14 protein-coding genes are annotated in these 14,672 nt (G+C 66.5%); 6 read left to right on the top strand and 8 right to left on the bottom strand.

Translation table 11 applies throughout. The features are described from left to right. The first annotated feature begins 98 nt into the window (after positions 1-98). Positions 99-968, top strand: coding sequence for an AraC family transcriptional regulator (locus tag RM96_RS21310; RefSeq protein ID WP_082016643.1), 870 nt, complete (start codon positions 99-101; stop codon positions 966-968). A 28-nt stretch (positions 969-996) separates the two neighbouring features. Here RM96_RS21310 and RM96_RS21315 read toward each other — a convergent pair whose 3' ends face one another. The 3 genes from RM96_RS21315 to RM96_RS21325 form a co-directional block, all read right to left on the bottom strand. Continuing rightward, the gene (locus RM96_RS21315) at positions 997-2,232 is read right to left on the bottom strand and encodes a M20 aminoacylase family protein (protein WP_039013467.1); all 1,236 of its coding nucleotides are present in this window, start codon (positions 2,230-2,232) and stop codon (positions 997-999) included. A 245-nt stretch (positions 2,233-2,477) separates the two neighbouring features. Beyond that, positions 2,478-3,326, bottom strand: coding sequence for a fumarylacetoacetate hydrolase family protein (locus RM96_RS21320; RefSeq protein ID WP_039013469.1), 849 nt, complete (start codon positions 3,324-3,326; stop codon positions 2,478-2,480). A gap of 8 nt (positions 3,327-3,334) precedes the next feature. Then, complete coding sequence (locus tag RM96_RS21325; protein WP_238587356.1) at positions 3,335-4,009, bottom strand: GntR family transcriptional regulator; 675 nt, start codon at positions 4,007-4,009, stop codon at positions 3,335-3,337. A gap of 233 nt (positions 4,010-4,242) precedes the next feature. On the opposite strand from RM96_RS21325, the gene RM96_RS21330 reads away from it, so the two are divergent. The 5 genes from RM96_RS21330 to RM96_RS21350 all read left to right on the top strand — a co-directional run bounded on the left by RM96_RS21330 (position 4,243) and on the right by RM96_RS21350 (position 9,798). Beyond that, positions 4,243-5,541 (top strand): MFS transporter, encoded by a 1,299-nt coding sequence (locus RM96_RS21330; RefSeq protein WP_039013472.1) that lies wholly within the window; start codon positions 4,243-4,245, stop codon positions 5,539-5,541. A 91-nt stretch (positions 5,542-5,632) separates the two neighbouring features. Next, the gene (locus RM96_RS21335) at positions 5,633-6,829 is read left to right on the top strand and encodes a serine hydrolase domain-containing protein (RefSeq protein ID WP_039013473.1); all 1,197 of its coding nucleotides are present in this window, start codon (positions 5,633-5,635) and stop codon (positions 6,827-6,829) included. Between the two features lie 57 nt (positions 6,830-6,886). Further along, the gene (locus RM96_RS21340; protein WP_039013475.1) at positions 6,887-7,615 is read left to right on the top strand and encodes a maleate cis-trans isomerase family protein; all 729 of its coding nucleotides are present in this window, start codon (positions 6,887-6,889) and stop codon (positions 7,613-7,615) included. Between the two features lie 5 nt (positions 7,616-7,620). After that, positions 7,621-9,042: a dihydropyrimidinase gene (hydA, locus tag RM96_RS21345; RefSeq protein WP_039013476.1), complete on the top strand. Its 1,422-nt coding sequence runs from the start codon at positions 7,621-7,623 to the stop codon at positions 9,040-9,042. Positions 9,043-9,060: 18 nt separating this feature from the next. Beyond that, positions 9,061-9,798 carry an aspartate/glutamate racemase family protein gene (locus tag RM96_RS21350; protein WP_039013478.1) on the top strand — a complete coding sequence of 246 codons (738 nt, stop codon included), beginning with the start codon at positions 9,061-9,063 and terminating at the stop codon, positions 9,796-9,798. Positions 9,799-9,838: 40 nt separating this feature from the next. On the opposite strand, the gene RM96_RS21355 is transcribed toward RM96_RS21350, so the two are convergent. From RM96_RS21355 to RM96_RS21375, 5 genes are all read right to left on the bottom strand, one after another. Further along, positions 9,839-10,624, bottom strand: a complete 786-nt coding sequence (locus RM96_RS21355; RefSeq protein WP_039013480.1) for an MBL fold metallo-hydrolase — start codon at positions 10,622-10,624, stop codon at positions 9,839-9,841. Between the two features lie 144 nt (positions 10,625-10,768). Beyond that, positions 10,769-11,413, bottom strand: coding sequence for a glutathione peroxidase (locus tag RM96_RS21360; protein WP_039013481.1), 645 nt, complete (start codon positions 11,411-11,413; stop codon positions 10,769-10,771). Positions 11,414-11,493: 80 nt separating this feature from the next. Then, complete coding sequence (locus tag RM96_RS21365) at positions 11,494-12,984, bottom strand: MDR family MFS transporter (RefSeq protein WP_039013482.1); 1,491 nt, start codon at positions 12,982-12,984, stop codon at positions 11,494-11,496. A 374-nt stretch (positions 12,985-13,358) separates the two neighbouring features. After that, positions 13,359-13,799 carry a CBS domain-containing protein gene (locus tag RM96_RS21370; RefSeq protein WP_039013483.1) on the bottom strand — a complete coding sequence of 147 codons (441 nt, stop codon included), beginning with the start codon at positions 13,797-13,799 and terminating at the stop codon, positions 13,359-13,361. A 147-nt stretch (positions 13,800-13,946) separates the two neighbouring features. Continuing rightward, positions 13,947-14,651, bottom strand: a complete 705-nt coding sequence (locus RM96_RS21375; RefSeq protein ID WP_039013485.1) for a TetR/AcrR family transcriptional regulator — start codon at positions 14,649-14,651, stop codon at positions 13,947-13,949. Between the last annotated feature and the right edge of the window lie 21 nt (positions 14,652-14,672).

The raw sequence follows: 14,672 nt of genomic DNA on the forward strand, positions 1-14,672 counted from the left end.
CAGCGGGGCGCTGGCCATGATGTGGATGAGAACCGATGCTAGCTGGCGCGTTTTCGCCTGTCCTGCGAGAATGGGTCCGCAACCTTGGAGAAAAGGACATGCAGCGCCCTGCTCGTCGCTCCTTCACCACCTCCGGCGGCTTCCAGCAGCCTGACATTCCCCGCGCGCCGACGCCCGAATCGCTGGCGCTGGGCAACACCTACGGCGACTCGCCGCCCTACGTCCGCTTCGACCGCAGCCCGATGCCGGTCACCGCTATGGCGGCCGATTACCTGCCCGGCCACGTCACCAATCCGCACCAGCATCCGCATGCGCAGCTGATCCATGCCGTGCACGGCGTGATGGTGGTCTGCACCGCCGAAGGCCAGTGGATCGTGCCGCCCACGCGCGGCATGTGGATGCCGGGCGGGACCACGCACTGGATCCGCATGGTCGGCCGCGTGCAGATGCGCACCGCCTATATCCGCCCCGATGCCGCACCCGACCTGCCCGAGCGCTGCACGGTGCTGGGCATCTCGCCGCTGCTGCGCGAACTGATCCTGGCGGCGATCGACATTCCCCTGCCCTACACCGCAGATTCGCGCGATGGCCGGCTGATGCGCCTGCTGCTGGATGAAGTGATGCTGGTGCCGTCGCTGCCGTTGCACCTGCCGAGCCCCACCGACGACGGCCTGCGCCAGATCTGCAGCGCAATCGTTGCCGCGCCCGATACACCGCTCACGCTGGCGGACTGGGGCCAGCGCCTCGGCGTGGACCCCAAGACCATCCAGCGCCGCTTTGCGCGCGAAACGGGGATGACCTTCGGCCAATGGCGCCAGCAGGCGCGGCTGCTGGCCGCGCTGGAAAAACTGGCGGGAGGGAGCAAGGTCGTGGATGTGGCGCTCGACCTGGGCTATGAGAGCCCGAGCGCCTTTGCCACCATGTTCCGGCGGCAGTTCGGCGTGCCGCCCAGCGCGTTCTTCCGCTGAGCGGCCATGGCTGGCGGCGCTGAAGGACTCAGCGCGCCAGGTAGCGTTCGACCAGCCGCGTCCAGTAGGCCGCGCCCACGGTCAGGTTGTCGTCGTTGAAGTCGTAGCCGGCGTTGTGCAGCAGCGGCTGGTTGGCGCCGTTGCCCAGCCGCACGAAGCAGCCCGGGCGCTGCTGCAGGAAATAGGCAAAGTCCTCGCTGCCGGCGATGCGCGCGGCCTGCGACACCACCTTGTCGGCGCCCACCAGCTCTTCGGCGATCTGCTGCGCGAACTCGGTTTCGCGCTCGCTGTTGATCAGCACCGGATAGCCGCGCACATAGTCCACCTCGGCCACGGCGCCGTAGCCTTCGGCCTGCGCAGCCGCCAGCGCGCGGATGCGCGTTTCCAGCGAGGCGCGCACCTCGGGGCTGAACGAACGCACGCTGATCTCCATGCGCGCGCTGTCCGGGATCACATTGGGCGCATGGCCGGCGTGCAGCGTGCCGATGGTGACCACCGCGGTCTCGTTCGGATCGACATAGCGCGACACCACCGACTGCAGCGCCATCACCAGGCTGCCCGCCACCAGGATCGGGTCGATCGACTGGTGCGGGCGGGCCGCGTGGCCGCCCTTGCCGCGGATGGTGATGGTGACCGTGTCGCAGGCCGCCATGAACGGTCCGGCGCGGAACAGGAAGGTGCCCTGCTCCACGCCTGGGTGATTGTGCAGGCCGAAGATGGCATCGCACGGAAATCGCTCGAACAGGCCATCCGCCAGCATCCGCTCGGCTCCGCCGCCGGCGCCGATTTCCTCGGCCGGCTGGAAGATCAGGTGGACGGTGCCGTTGAAGTTGCGCGTGCGCGCCAGCTGTTTGGCGGCGCCCAGCAGGATCGCGGTGTGGCCGTCGTGGCCGCAGGCGTGCATCCGGCCCTCGTTGACGCTCGCGTACGGCAGACCGCTGCGCTCGTGGATCGGCAGCGCGTCCATGTCCGCGCGGATGCCGATGCTGTGCCCGCCCTGCCCGCTGCCCGCGGTGCCTGTCAGCGAGCCGACCACGCCGGTCCCGCCCACGCCGCGCGTAACCTGGTAGCCCCAGGCTTCCAGCAGGCTGGCGATCAGCCCGGAGGTGCGGACCTCGTCAAAGGCGAGTTCGGGATGCTGATGGATATTGCGCCGGATCGCTTCGAGTTCCGCGCGGCTGTCCAGGGTGTCGGCCAGCGCGCAGAAGCGGCGCTTCAGTGTGGTACCGAGGTAGGACTCGATCTCGGGGGCGTGTTCAGACATGGCATTGCTCTTCCGGCGGAACCTGTATAACCAGTATTTCACGCAGGAATGGCAACGGAAATGCCAAGTGTGCGATTTCCCGTAAAACTATGTAATCCGGCCGTTTTCGACACCAGAACTGTTGCTCGCACGGCACGGTTTGTATGGAAGTCCAACGCTTTGTATGAAAGCGTTTCGACGGGGAACCATTGCGATGATGTCTTTCGTCCCCTCTCCCGCTCGCGAGTGAGGGAACGGCCTGTGTCTCACCGCTCTGCGTAGGCCACCACCCTCTGCGTCTGCACGCCGAGCCCGTCGACGCCCAGCCGCATGGTGTCCCCCGCCTTCAGGTAGCGCGGCGGCTTGAAGCCCATGCCCACGCCCGGCGGCGTGCCGGTGGCAATCAGGTCGCCCGGCAGCAGCGTCATGAAACGGCTGACATAGCTCACCACCGTGGCCACGTCGAAGACCATGGTGGCCGTGCTGCCCTTCTGCACGCGCTCGCCGTTGACCTCCAGCCACAGGCCCAGCGCCTGCGGATCGGGCACTTCGTCGCGGGTCACCAGCCACGGGCCGGCCGGGCAGAAGGTGTCGCAGCCCTTGCCCTTGTCCCAGGTGCCGCCGCGCTCGATCTGGAATTCGCGCTCGGAGACGTCATTGACCACGCAGTAGCCAGCCACGTGCCGCAGCGCCTGGTCGCGCGAGACGTTGCGGGCGGTGCTGCCGATGACCACGCCCAGCTCCACCTCCCAGTCGGTCTTTTCCGACCCGAGCGGCAGCATCACGTCGTCATCGGGGCCGTTGAGCGAGCTGTTGGCCTTGAGGAAGACAATCGGCTCGGCCGGCAGCGGCATGCCGGCCTCGGCGGCGTGGTCCGCATAGTTCAGGCCGATCGCGATGATCTTGCCGATACCGGTCCAGGGCACGCCGAAGCGCGCGCCCTCCACCACCGGCAGCGATGCGGCGTCCACCTGCGCCAGGCGCGCCAGCGCCGCCGGCGCGAGGTCGGCCGCGCCGATATCGGCGATCACGCCGGACAGGTCCCGCACGCGCCCCTGCGCGTCAATCACGCCCGGGCGCTCCGCGCCGGGCTGGCCCACTCGTACCAGTTTCATAGTCTCCCTCAGGCTGCTGTCTTCGAATTGGCGAGGCGGCCGGCGGGCTCGGCGAGCGAGCGCTCGACCACACTCAGGACTTCTTTCGCGGTGTTTTCGGAGTGCCAGCGCATGACCTGCGCCAGGCGCGGCCGACCGGGCTCGCGCAGCGCGGCCATGATGGCCTCATGTTCCTCATGCGACTCCTGCCAGCGCAGCATGTCGGCATTGGCGGCGCCGCGCGCGCGATGGACCTTGCTCATCAGCGAGGCATAGATGCCAGCCAGCACCGGATTGGCGGCGCCGTCGATGATGAGCTGGTGGATTTCCTGATTGATGCGGAAATAGTCGGTGCGGCGCCCGGCCGCATGGGCATCGATCATGGCCTGGTGGCGGCGCTCCAGCCGCGTCATGGAGGCGTCGGTCAGGCGTTGCGCGGCCAGTTCACCGGCCGTGGCCTCCAGCCCGTGCAGGGTTTCGAACGTGGCGCGCAGCTCGTCCAGGTCCAGCGGCGCGACGCGATAGCCGATGTATTGCCGGTGCAGCACCAGCCCTTCGGACACCAGCACCTTCAGCGCCTCGCGCAGCGGTGTCTTCGAGACATCGAAGACCTCGCAGAAGGCCCGCTCGTCGATGCGGACGCCGGGTGGCAGTTCGCCCTCTTCGATCATCGTGCGCAGGCGGGCCGCAATTTCGGCAGACATGCCCAGCGTGCGCAATCGGGCGTTTTTGGGAAGCGTTTGTGTCACGGACGTCACCAGAATTGGGAAATGCACCACGAGAAGGCTATCACACCCTCAAATTGTGCACACGCACCAACGTAAAATCAATGACTTACGAGAGTTGTAATTACAGATTACGTATCCTATACTCCGGCCAGTTGCGCGACACCTGATCAGAAACGCCTCACCCAAAGGACTAAAAGGAGACAACCGTCATGCAAACGACAAGCCGGGCAGCCACGCTCGCGGAGAACAGGAGCTCCGTGCGCTGGAAGATTTTCCTGATGATGCTGTTGCTCGTCGCGATCAATTACATTGACCGCGCCTCGCTGTCGGTGGCCATGCCACTGATCGCCAAGGAGTTCGACCTCAGTCCCGCCATGCAGGGGCTGATCCTCAGCTCCTTCTTCTGGACTTACGCATTCATGCAGATCCCGGGCGGCATGCTGGCTGACAAGTACAAGCCACGCATCGTGATTGCCTGCGCCACCGTGTTCTGGGGCTTCTTCCAGGCGATCGCGGCGGTCTGCACCAACGCCACCTCGCTGCTGCTCACCCGGCTCGGGCTGGGCGCCTCCGAAGCACCGATCTACCCGGCCGGCGGCAAGCTCAACGCCATCTGGATGACGCAGAACGAACGCGGTCGCGGCGCCACGCTGCTGGACGGCGGCGCGCCGCTGGGCGCAGCGCTCGGTTCTCTCATCATTGCCGGGCTGATCAGCGAACTCGGCTCGTGGCGCATGTCGTTCGTGGTAGCCGGCGTCGGCACCGTGCTCGCCGGCTTCGTGGCCTGGTGGTACATCCGCAATTCGCCGCGCGAACACAACGGCGTCAATGAACTCGAAGCGCGCCATATCGAGGATGCGCATGCCCTCGAGCACAGCGCCGAGCCGACCAACCTGTCCGGCCGTTCGCTCGACTTCTTCAAGTACCGCTCGGTGTGGTGCATGGCCATCAGCTGGATGTGCTTCAACGCCGTCTTCTACGGCCTGCTCACCTGGATGCCGACCTACCTGAGCAAGGCCCGCGGCTTTGACCTCAAGACGATGGGCGGCGCGAGCTTCATCATCTTCATGAGCGGCTTCGTCGGCGAACTCGTCGGCGGCTGGATCGCCGACAAATGGAAAGAAGCCGGCGGCCGCCCCAACGTGGTGATGCGCACGCTGTTCGGCATTGCGGCCGTCGTCGCCACCGTGTCGATCTTTTCGGTGGCCTATGTCACCGACGCAGTGGCCGTTGTGGCGCTGCTCTCCTCCACCCTCTTCTTCCTGCGCTGGTGCGGCCTGTTCTGGTCCGTGCCGTCGATGCTGGGCACCCGCAACAAGATTGGCTTCCTGGGCGGCCTGATGAACCTGGGCGGCAATATCGCCGGCATCAGCGTGCCGATCATCGTCGGCCTGATCGTGCAGGCCACGGGCTCCTACTTCCTGGCGCTGATGTTCTTCGCGGCCGCCGGCGTGGGCCTGCTGTTCGCTTCCACGGCGATCGACTACGAGACGAAGATTCCGGTCTGACCCCCCGGGGCGCTGCACGCGCCCATCCACGCAAACCCGATTTGCACATGCCGCGCTGCCATCGACAGCGCGGCAGTGGAGGAGACTCCCCATGAAACGTCTGTCCCCTGTGTTCGCGGCTGCCCTGCTGGTGCTGGGCGCCGCGCAAGCCCACGCCGCCCCGGCCACGTCCGTCAGAGCCACTGCCGAAGGCATCCCCACAGCCCAGCCGGAAGCGGTTGGCGTCGATTCAAGCAAGCTCGTCGCGCTGTCCGAATGGATCCGCCATGACAAGCTCGATGTGCGCAGCCTGCTCGTCATCAAGGACGGCAAGCTGGTGTTCGAGCGCTACGGCGACGGTCTCTCGCGCGACTACAACCACGAGCTCTATTCGGTCACCAAGTTCATCAGCGCCCTGCTGGTCGGCACGCTGGTCGGCGACGGCAAGCTGAGCGCCGAAGAGTCGCCGGTACCGCGCCTGGCGGCTGCACGCCCTGACCTCGCCGCCGCGCTGGCCGACAAGCAGGCCATCCAGCTGCGCCACCTGATGTCGATGTCCAGCGGACTGTCGTACAAGCTGGTGGAAGGCACCGACACGCTCTACTACGGCGTGCCGGACCGCCTGCGCGTGGCGGCCTCCGCCGCCGTGCGCACCAGGGCCGGCGCCGAGTTCGACTACATCGACGTCAACCCGGTGCTGGTCGGTGCCACCGTCACCCAGGCCGCGGGCCAGCCCGAAGACCAGTATGCGAAGGCCCGCCTGTTCGGTCCGCTCGGCATGAGCCACTACCGCTGGGACGGCGCCGACGGCAAGGGCGCGGTGTCAGGCGGCTGGGGCCTGCGGCTGCGCTCCATCGACATGGCCAAGCTCGGCATGCTGATGTTGAACCAGGGCCGCTGGAACGGCCAGCAGATCGTGCCGGCCTCGTGGGTCGCGCGCATGACCACACCGGCCGGGCCGGCGAAGGACTACGGCTTCTACTGCTGGGTCAACAACATCGTGCAGAGCGAACGCGAGTTCAGCGCGATGGGCTACAAGGGGCAGTTCATCACGGTGCTGCCGAAGCAGAACGCCGTGATCGTGATGAACAGCATCATGTCGACGCAAGGCGGCCTGCGCGATGCGGCCTACCTTGACCTGTACCGGCGCATGGTGAACCAGTATGTGCTGCCCGCGCTGCAAGCAGGCAAGTCCGTCCGGCCAGATGCCGCGCGGCAGGCTGCGCTGCAGAAGGAACTGGAACTGGCGCATGCCAGCCAGGGCGTGCCCGGCACCGCCCTCGCCTTCAACGACAAACCCGAACAATAAGAATGCAGAGGCGCCGCTCATGCAGTAGCGCCCGCCCAACTCCTGAGAACAACTGAAATGACCAAGAAAATCCGACTCGGCATGCTGACCCCGTCTTCCAACACGGCGCTCGAACCGATCACCAGCGCCATGGTCAGCGGCCTGCCCAACGTCAGCGCGCATTTCTCGCGCTTTACCGTGACCGAGATCTCGCTGCGCGACCAGGCACTCGGCCAGTTCAATCTCGACAAGATCCTCGCCGCCGCCAGCCTGCTGGCCGATGCGCGCGTCGACGTGATCGCCTGGAACGGCACCTCGTCGGGCTGGCTCGGCTTCGACAAGGACGAAGCGCTCTGCAGGCAGATCACCGAAGCCACCGGCATTCCCGCGACCACCTCGGTGCTGGCGCTCAACGAGATCCTGGAAAAGACCGGCGCGCGCCGCTTCGGGCTGGCCACGCCGTACCTGGACGATGTGCAGCAGCGCATCGTCGCCAACTACCAGCGCAGCGGCTTCGAGTGCGTGGCCGAGCGCCACCTCGACCTGCACGTGAACTACAGCTTCGCAGAAGTCCAGGAGCAGACCATCGGCGAAATGGTACGCGAGATTGCCGCGCAGAAGCCGCAGGCCATCACCACCTTCTGCACCAACCTGCACGCGGCGCACCTGGTCGAAGCCCTCGAAGCCGAGATCGATATCCCCATCTACGACACCATCTCGACCGTCGTATGGAAATCGCTGCGCCTGGCCGGCGTGGACACGCGCGAGCTGCGCGGCTGGGGCCGCCTGTTCCGCGAAGTGGAGTAACGAAGATGAGCGCCAACGACAGTCTCGACCTGGTGATCCGCAACGCGGATGTGGTCACCGCCTCCGATCGCTTCCGCTGCGACATCGGCGTGCGTGACGGCAAGATCGTCACGCTCGGCCACGGCTTGCCGCAAGGCGTGCGCGAGATCGATGCGCACGGGCTGCTCGCGCTGCCCGGCGGCGTTGACGGCCACTGCCACCTCGACCAGCCCATGCCGGAAGGCATGCGCATGGCCGACGATTTCTTCACCGGCACGCGCGCCGCCGTGTGCGGCGGCACTACCACGGTGATTCCGTTCGCGGCGCAGGAAAAGGGCGGTTCGCTCAAGGCTGCCGTGGCGGACTACCATCGCCGCGCAGAAGGCCGTGCCGTGATCGACTACGCCTTCCACCTGATCGTGGCCGACCCCACGCCCGCCGTGCTGGCGGACGAACTGCCGGCGCTGATCCGCAAGGGCTACACCTCGTTCAAGGTCTACATGACCTATGATGACCTCAAGCTATCGGACCGCGAAATGCTGTCAGTGCTCGACGTCGCCAGGGAGAACAACGCGCTCGTCATGGTGCATGCGGAGAACGCCGACTGCATTTCGTGGCTGACCGACAAGCTGGTCGGGGAAGGGCGCATCGCGCCGCGTTTCCACGGCATCGCACGTCCCGCCGCGGTCGAGCGCGAAGCCACGCATCGCGCCATCACCTTCGCCGAACTGGTCGATGTGCCGATCCTGATTGTGCACGTCTCCGGCAAGGAAGCGATCGAGCAGATCCGCTGGGCACAGGGCAGGGGACTGCAGATCCTGGCCGAGACCTGCCCGCAGTACCTGTACCTCACGGCGGAAGACATGGGACTCGAAGGCGATCACGGCTACGAAGGCGCCAAGTGCGTCTGCAGCCCGCCGCCGCGCGACCCGGAGAACCAGGCCGCCGTCTGGCGCGCGCTCACCAATGGCGTGTTCAGCGTGTTCTCGTCCGACCATGCGCCGTTCAACTACGACGATCCGCAGGGCAAGAAGCTCGGCGGCACGGCACAACCGTTCGACCATATTCCCAACGGCGTGCCGGGCATCGAGACGCGCCTGCCGCTGCTGTTCGACGGCGTGGCGCGCGGCAAGCTGTCGCTGCACCAGTTCGTGGAGCTGACGTCCTATCGGCCCGCCAAGGTGTACGGCCTGTATCCGCGCAAGGGCACCATCGCAGTAGGTGCCGATGCCGACATCGTGCTGTGGGATCCGTCGCGCAAGGTCCGCATTGCCAACGAGGCGCTGCATCACGCGGTGGACTACACGCCGTATGAAGGCATGGAAGTCACCGGGTGGCCGGTGCATTGCCTCTCGCGCGGCGAACTGCTGGTCGAGGATGGCAAGTACCTGGAACCCGAGGCGGGAAGAGGGCGTTTCCTGGAAGCCGGCGCGCCGGAACTGAGCTGAGTTGAGCGGAATGCAACCATGAACATCCTGATCGTCAATCCCAATACCTCGCAGTCGGTTACCGACCTGATCGAGGCCGAGGCCCGGCGCACGGCGTCGCCGGATACGACGCTGACCATGGCCACCGCGCCGTTTGGCGTTGCCTACATCGAGACGCGCTTTGAAGCGCTGGTGGGCGGCTACGCGACTGCCTGCGCCGCCGCCGAACACATTGGCAAGTTCGACGGCCTGATCGTCGCCGCATTCGGCGACCCGGGCCTGGCGGGCATCAAGGAGCTGTTCGATGTGCCGGTGGTCGGCATGACCGAAGCCGCGCTGGCAAGCGCCTGCCTGCTTGGGCAGCGCTTTTCCATCATCGCCATCTCCAACCGCATCCAGGCCTGGTACCGCGAATGCGTGGCGGCGAACGGCCTGAGCTCGCGGCTGGCCAGCGTGCGCTCGCTGCAGGAGCCGCTGCGCGATATCGGCAGCGTGCAGGAAGATCACTCGGCGCGGCTGGAGCAGATGGCCCTGCAGGCCGTGGAGCAGGACGGCGCGGACGTGATCATCGTTGCCGGCGCGCCGCTGGCGGGGCTGGCGCGTTCGCTCAAGGGGCGCATTCCGGTGCCGGTGGTGGACGGCGTGTCGAGCGCGGTCCGGCACTGTGAATCGCTGGTCGCGCTGTCGGCAGGCAGCGCAAAGCAGGGCAGCTTTGCACGCCCGCCGCGCAAACCCAACCTGGGGCTGCCGCCGGCGCTGGCAAAGCTGCTGGACTGAGGCCGGCCCGCGTGGGTCTGCACGATCCGCGCGGCCCTCGTCAGCGCATGACGGGGGCCGGCATCCGGTAGTTGTCCTGCGTCAGCAGGTCCAGCCCGCACGCGAGCGCATCGATCCAGTCGATGAATCGCGCCACCATCTCCTTGCCGCGAAACGACGGCCCGTGCTGCGGCACGATCCATTCGATGTCCATGGTTCGCGCCATCGCGGCCCACAGCCGGCAGGCGCGGTTGCCGCTCATGTAACGGCGGTGGAACGGCAACATCAGGCGGATGTGCGCATCGAAATCCGTCACTGTAGTGGCGGCCACGTCCGCGCCTGTCATCGCCGCGCCAAGGTCGCCGGAGAACAGGATCTTGCTGACCGGATCGTAGAACTGGAAATTTCCCTCGGAATGCAGGAAGTGCGCGGGCACCGCGACCAGTGAGCTGTGCCCGAGCGGGATATGCGTGCCTGCATCGGGAATCGTCACGATGCGCCCGGCCGTCTTGCCGGCCTGGCAGAAATGCGGCAGGAAGCGCGCCCACACACTGGAAATCATGATGCGGCAGTCGGAACCAGTCAGCCAGCGCCCGACCGACGCGACGATGTCCGGATCGGCGTGCGAGGCCAGCACATAGTCGAGCTGCTTGGGCGGAAAGTAGCGGCTGATGGTGAGGTACAGCTCGCTGTAGGTCATCTGCCCGCCGGGATCGATCAGCGCGCCATGCCCGTGATCGACGACCAGGAACTGGTTGGTCTGCACGACCTCGCCATGCGCCTCTTCGACCAGGTCGGTGAACATCAGGCAGGTATGCCCGTCCGCGTCGTACAACGTGATTCCCATCGTCTCGCTCCGCTCTTTGCAAGCGGCGACGTTACTCAGCGAATCCCGTTGCAATCTTGATGCGAATCAATGCAGATGGGAAAAACCTCCGCCTGCTGCCGGACTGTCGTCAGGCGAGGACACCTCGCCTGCGTGCCGGGGATTTCAGCGCGGCGCTGCCAGCAATTCCTCGACCTTCGCCACGAACTGCTTGTCGTCAGGCTTGGTCATGCTGTTGTAGCTGCCCACCACCTGGCCATTGCGGCCGATCAGGTATTTGTAGAAGTTCCACTTGGGCGAGGTGCCGGTTTCCTTCGCCAGCAGCGCGTACATCGGGTTGGCATCGCTGCCGCGCACGTGCGACTTGCCGAGCATCGGGAACTTGACGCCGTAGGTGTTGTAGCAGAAGTCCGCGATCTGCTTCTCCGAGCCCGGCTCCTGCGAGAAATCGTTCGACGGGAAGCCCAGCACGACCAGGCCGCGGTCGCGGTACTTGCTGTAGAGCGCCTCCAGCCCTTCGTACTGGGGCGTGAAGCCGCAGTAGCTGGCGGTATTGACCACCAGCACGACCTTGCCGGCGTACTGGCAGAGGTTCTGCGGGGCTTCGTCCTGCAGGCGCGGGAACTTGAAATTGAGCGATGCGGGACAGGCGCCCTCGGCTTGCGGGGCTAGCGCGGGCGCCGGCTTGTCGGCGGCGCGGGCAGGGTGCGGCAGCAGCGCGGCGCCGGCCGCGGCCAGTGCCAGCGCGCCGGCGAGGGCGGCCGGGCGAAGTTGTCGGAGGGTGGCAGGCGAAGAGAAACGACGCGTCATGGCGATGGGGCTCCGGATGGCGGCTCGCTGTATCGGGTACGCCATAGTCTACGCCGGTAGCGGCTTTGCGGCTGGCCAGCTCAGTCCATCGCCAGCGTTGCCGCGTGCTCCGTCACGCTGCCGCGCAGCTCCAGGTCCGGCATGCGGCGCACGATCAGCAATGCCAGGACGGCCGCGGCGGCGCCGGCGGCAAAGATCAGCTGGAAGCCCGATTCCACGCCGCCGGACAGGATCTGCCGTACTGCCGGCGACAAGTGCGCGAGCGCTTCGCTGCCGTGCCGCAGCGCGCCCAGGTCCAGCTGCTGCGTCACCCCGGCAGCCAGGGTAGCGTGGCGGAATTCCAGCGTCAGCAGCGTGCCGGCGAGGGCGCCGCCGAGCGCGCTGCCGAGCGAGCGCAGCACCAGCAGCGCGCCGGTGCCCGCGCCGGTATCGCGCCGCTCCAGCGTGTTCTGCACGCTCATCAGGGTGCCGACCATGGTCATGCCCAGGCCGACGCCGGCCACCGTCATCGCCAGCAGCACCAGCACCACCGGCAGGGCGGGCGAGATCAGCGCCAGCGCCACCAGTCCCAGCGTGGCGGCGATAAAGCCGCCGGTCAGGATGCCGCGCATGCGGCCCAGGCGCGGCGCCAGCCAGGCGACGACGAAGTTGCCAGCCACCGTCGCCAGCAGGAAGGGCATCACAAGCAGGCCGGACATCGACGCATCGGCGCCGCGCACCAGCTGGAAGTGCAGGGGCAGGGCGAAGATGCACAGGAAGATATTGAGCGCAGCCAGCGCCGATGCCGCCGTGCCCATCACATAGGCGCGATTGCGGAACAGCCGCGGCGGCAGCATCGGATCCGCGGCGCGGCGCTCCTGCCACGCCAGCGCCGCGATAGCGCCCACGGTGGCCAGCGCCAGCAGCCCCATCTCGGGCGAGATCCATTGGAATACGTCGCCGCCCCAGCTCATCGCCAGCAGGAAGGCCACGATGGCCACCGCCAGTAGCAGCGCACCCAGCCAGTCCACGCGCGGGCGGCCGCCGCGCGCCTGCAGCATTGCCAGTCCGCGGTAGCACATGAACATGGCCAGCAAGCCCAGCGGCACGTTGATCCAGAACAGCCAGCGCCACGACATGTGATCCGATACCCAGCCGCCCACCAGCGGGCCGGCGATCGACGCCACCGCCCACACCGTGGCCAGGTAGCCCTGGTAGCGCCCGCGCTGGCGCGGCGCCACCACGTCGGCGATGGCCGCCTGCGCCAGCGACATCAGGCCGCCGCCGCCGATCCCCTGCAGCGCGCGGAACAAGATCAGCTGGCCCAGCGACTGCGCCATCGCACATGCGACCGAGGCCAGGATGAACAGCGTGATTGCCACCATCAGCAGGCGGCGGCGCCCGAAGCTGTCGGAGAGCTTGCCGTACAGCGGCGTCGCCACGGTCGAGGTGATCAGATACGCGGTGACGATCCATGACAGATGCCCGAACCCATTCAGGTCGTTGGCGATGGCCGGCACGGCCGGGATCACCACGGTCTGGTCGAGCGCGGCCAGCAGGATGCACAGGACGATGCCGCCGATCACACGCATGATCGCGTGGTGGTCATGCACGGGAACGGGCGAAGACTGGGCCTGGCTGGAGGAAAGGGGGGAAGACATCGGGCAACGACCAAAAGCGCAGCCATCGGCTGCAAACGCACGGCAAATGCGGGAAATTTCCGACCCGAAACCCTGTCGCGCGGCATGGGAGACCGTGGCGGGCGGCCGAATTCAGCAACCGCATAATTATATGCGGTTATCGCATATCGGGTTGAACCCTCAACGACGGGCGAAAGGCGCCTCGCACGTCACCTGCATGAGGTCGGAGTCGCGTAAAGCCTGCATTTTCCAGCGGGCAAGACTGCGGGAACTCCGCTCACCGGCAACAAAGCCCCGCAATCGCATTCCCGGCCTCGAAGCGCCGGCTAGTGGCCGCCGCCCGTAATGTAGTGCTCCAGCTGACTGATGATGAACTGCTGCTCCGAGATGATGTCCTTGACCAGGTCACCGATCGACAGCATCCCGATCAGCTCCTCGCCGTTCATCACCGGCAGGTGGCGCAGGCGGTGCTGGGTCATCAATGCCATGCATTCATCGGTGCTCTGGTCGGCGCTGACATAGATCACCGCCGAGGTCATGATGTCGCGCACCAGCGTCTCGCGCGAGGTGCGCTGCATCAGGATCACCTTGCGCGCATAGTCGCGTTCGCTCAGGATGCCCACGATCTTGCCGTGCTCGATCACCAGCAGGGCGCCAATCCCCTTCTCCGCCATCAACTGAAGCGCGGCGTACACCGTCGCCGTGGGGGGAACGCTGAAGATGGCCTGACTCGGCTTGGATTCCAGAACCTGGCGTGCGGATTTCATCACCCCTCCTCTTCTGTCGTGAATGCATTGCGGCTGACGCTGGCCACGTTCATCCAGATTAGCAAAGGATCGCGCCCCCTTACAGGGTGACTTACACGAATCTTTGTAAAAACTGATCTGCACGCGATCGCGTCTGTAGCAATGACTTCATTCCATGGCTGCCCCGGCAAGTGCTGCAATGCACAGTTTCTGCATCTGCCTCATCCATTCCGCGTGCGGCACGGCAGCCTCCTGCACCAGCAAGCGGTAGCGCCGCGCGCCCCAGACCGCGAGCAACAGCGACTGCGCCATCGGTGCATCGACCGGGACCGGGAGATCCTCGCAGGCAGCCAGGGCCCGCTGCCACGCCGCCGAGAGTTCCTCGAACACGCGCCGGTGATGCTTGGGCTCCGCAATGCGCGATTCGAGCCTCAGCATGTCGTGGTCGTACACGATGCCGGCCGCTTCGTCATCAGCACCACAGGTGATGGCCACCAGCCGGCCCACGCGCGTGCGCCAGTCCAGTGCATTCGCCTGCGTGACGTCTTCGTCGATGCGCGCCAGCAGCCATTCCACCGTATGGCGCACGTAGCCGGACAGCAACGCATCCTTGCTCGGGAAGTATTCGTACAGCGTGCCGACCGAGAAGCCGGCTTCCAGCGCCACCGCACGCGTCGTCACCCCCTCCCAGCCGTGCCGGCGCCAAATCCGAACAAAAGCGTCGTAGATCGCGTTGACGGTGAAGTGCGCGCGCTGCTGCGAAGGCCGCTTGAGCGGCTTGCTGCGCGGCGTGGCGGGCGCGGGCGGGGCCGTGGCGGCAGCCGCGTCGTTTCCGAACCCGGCGGCGCGCGCGCGGCGATAGATTCTTGGCATCGGCCTCAGGGATTCATTGAG

Origin of the sequence: Cupriavidus sp. IDO, assembly GCF_000812465.1 — a bacterium.
Lineage (GTDB): Bacteria > Pseudomonadota > Gammaproteobacteria > Burkholderiales > Burkholderiaceae > Cupriavidus.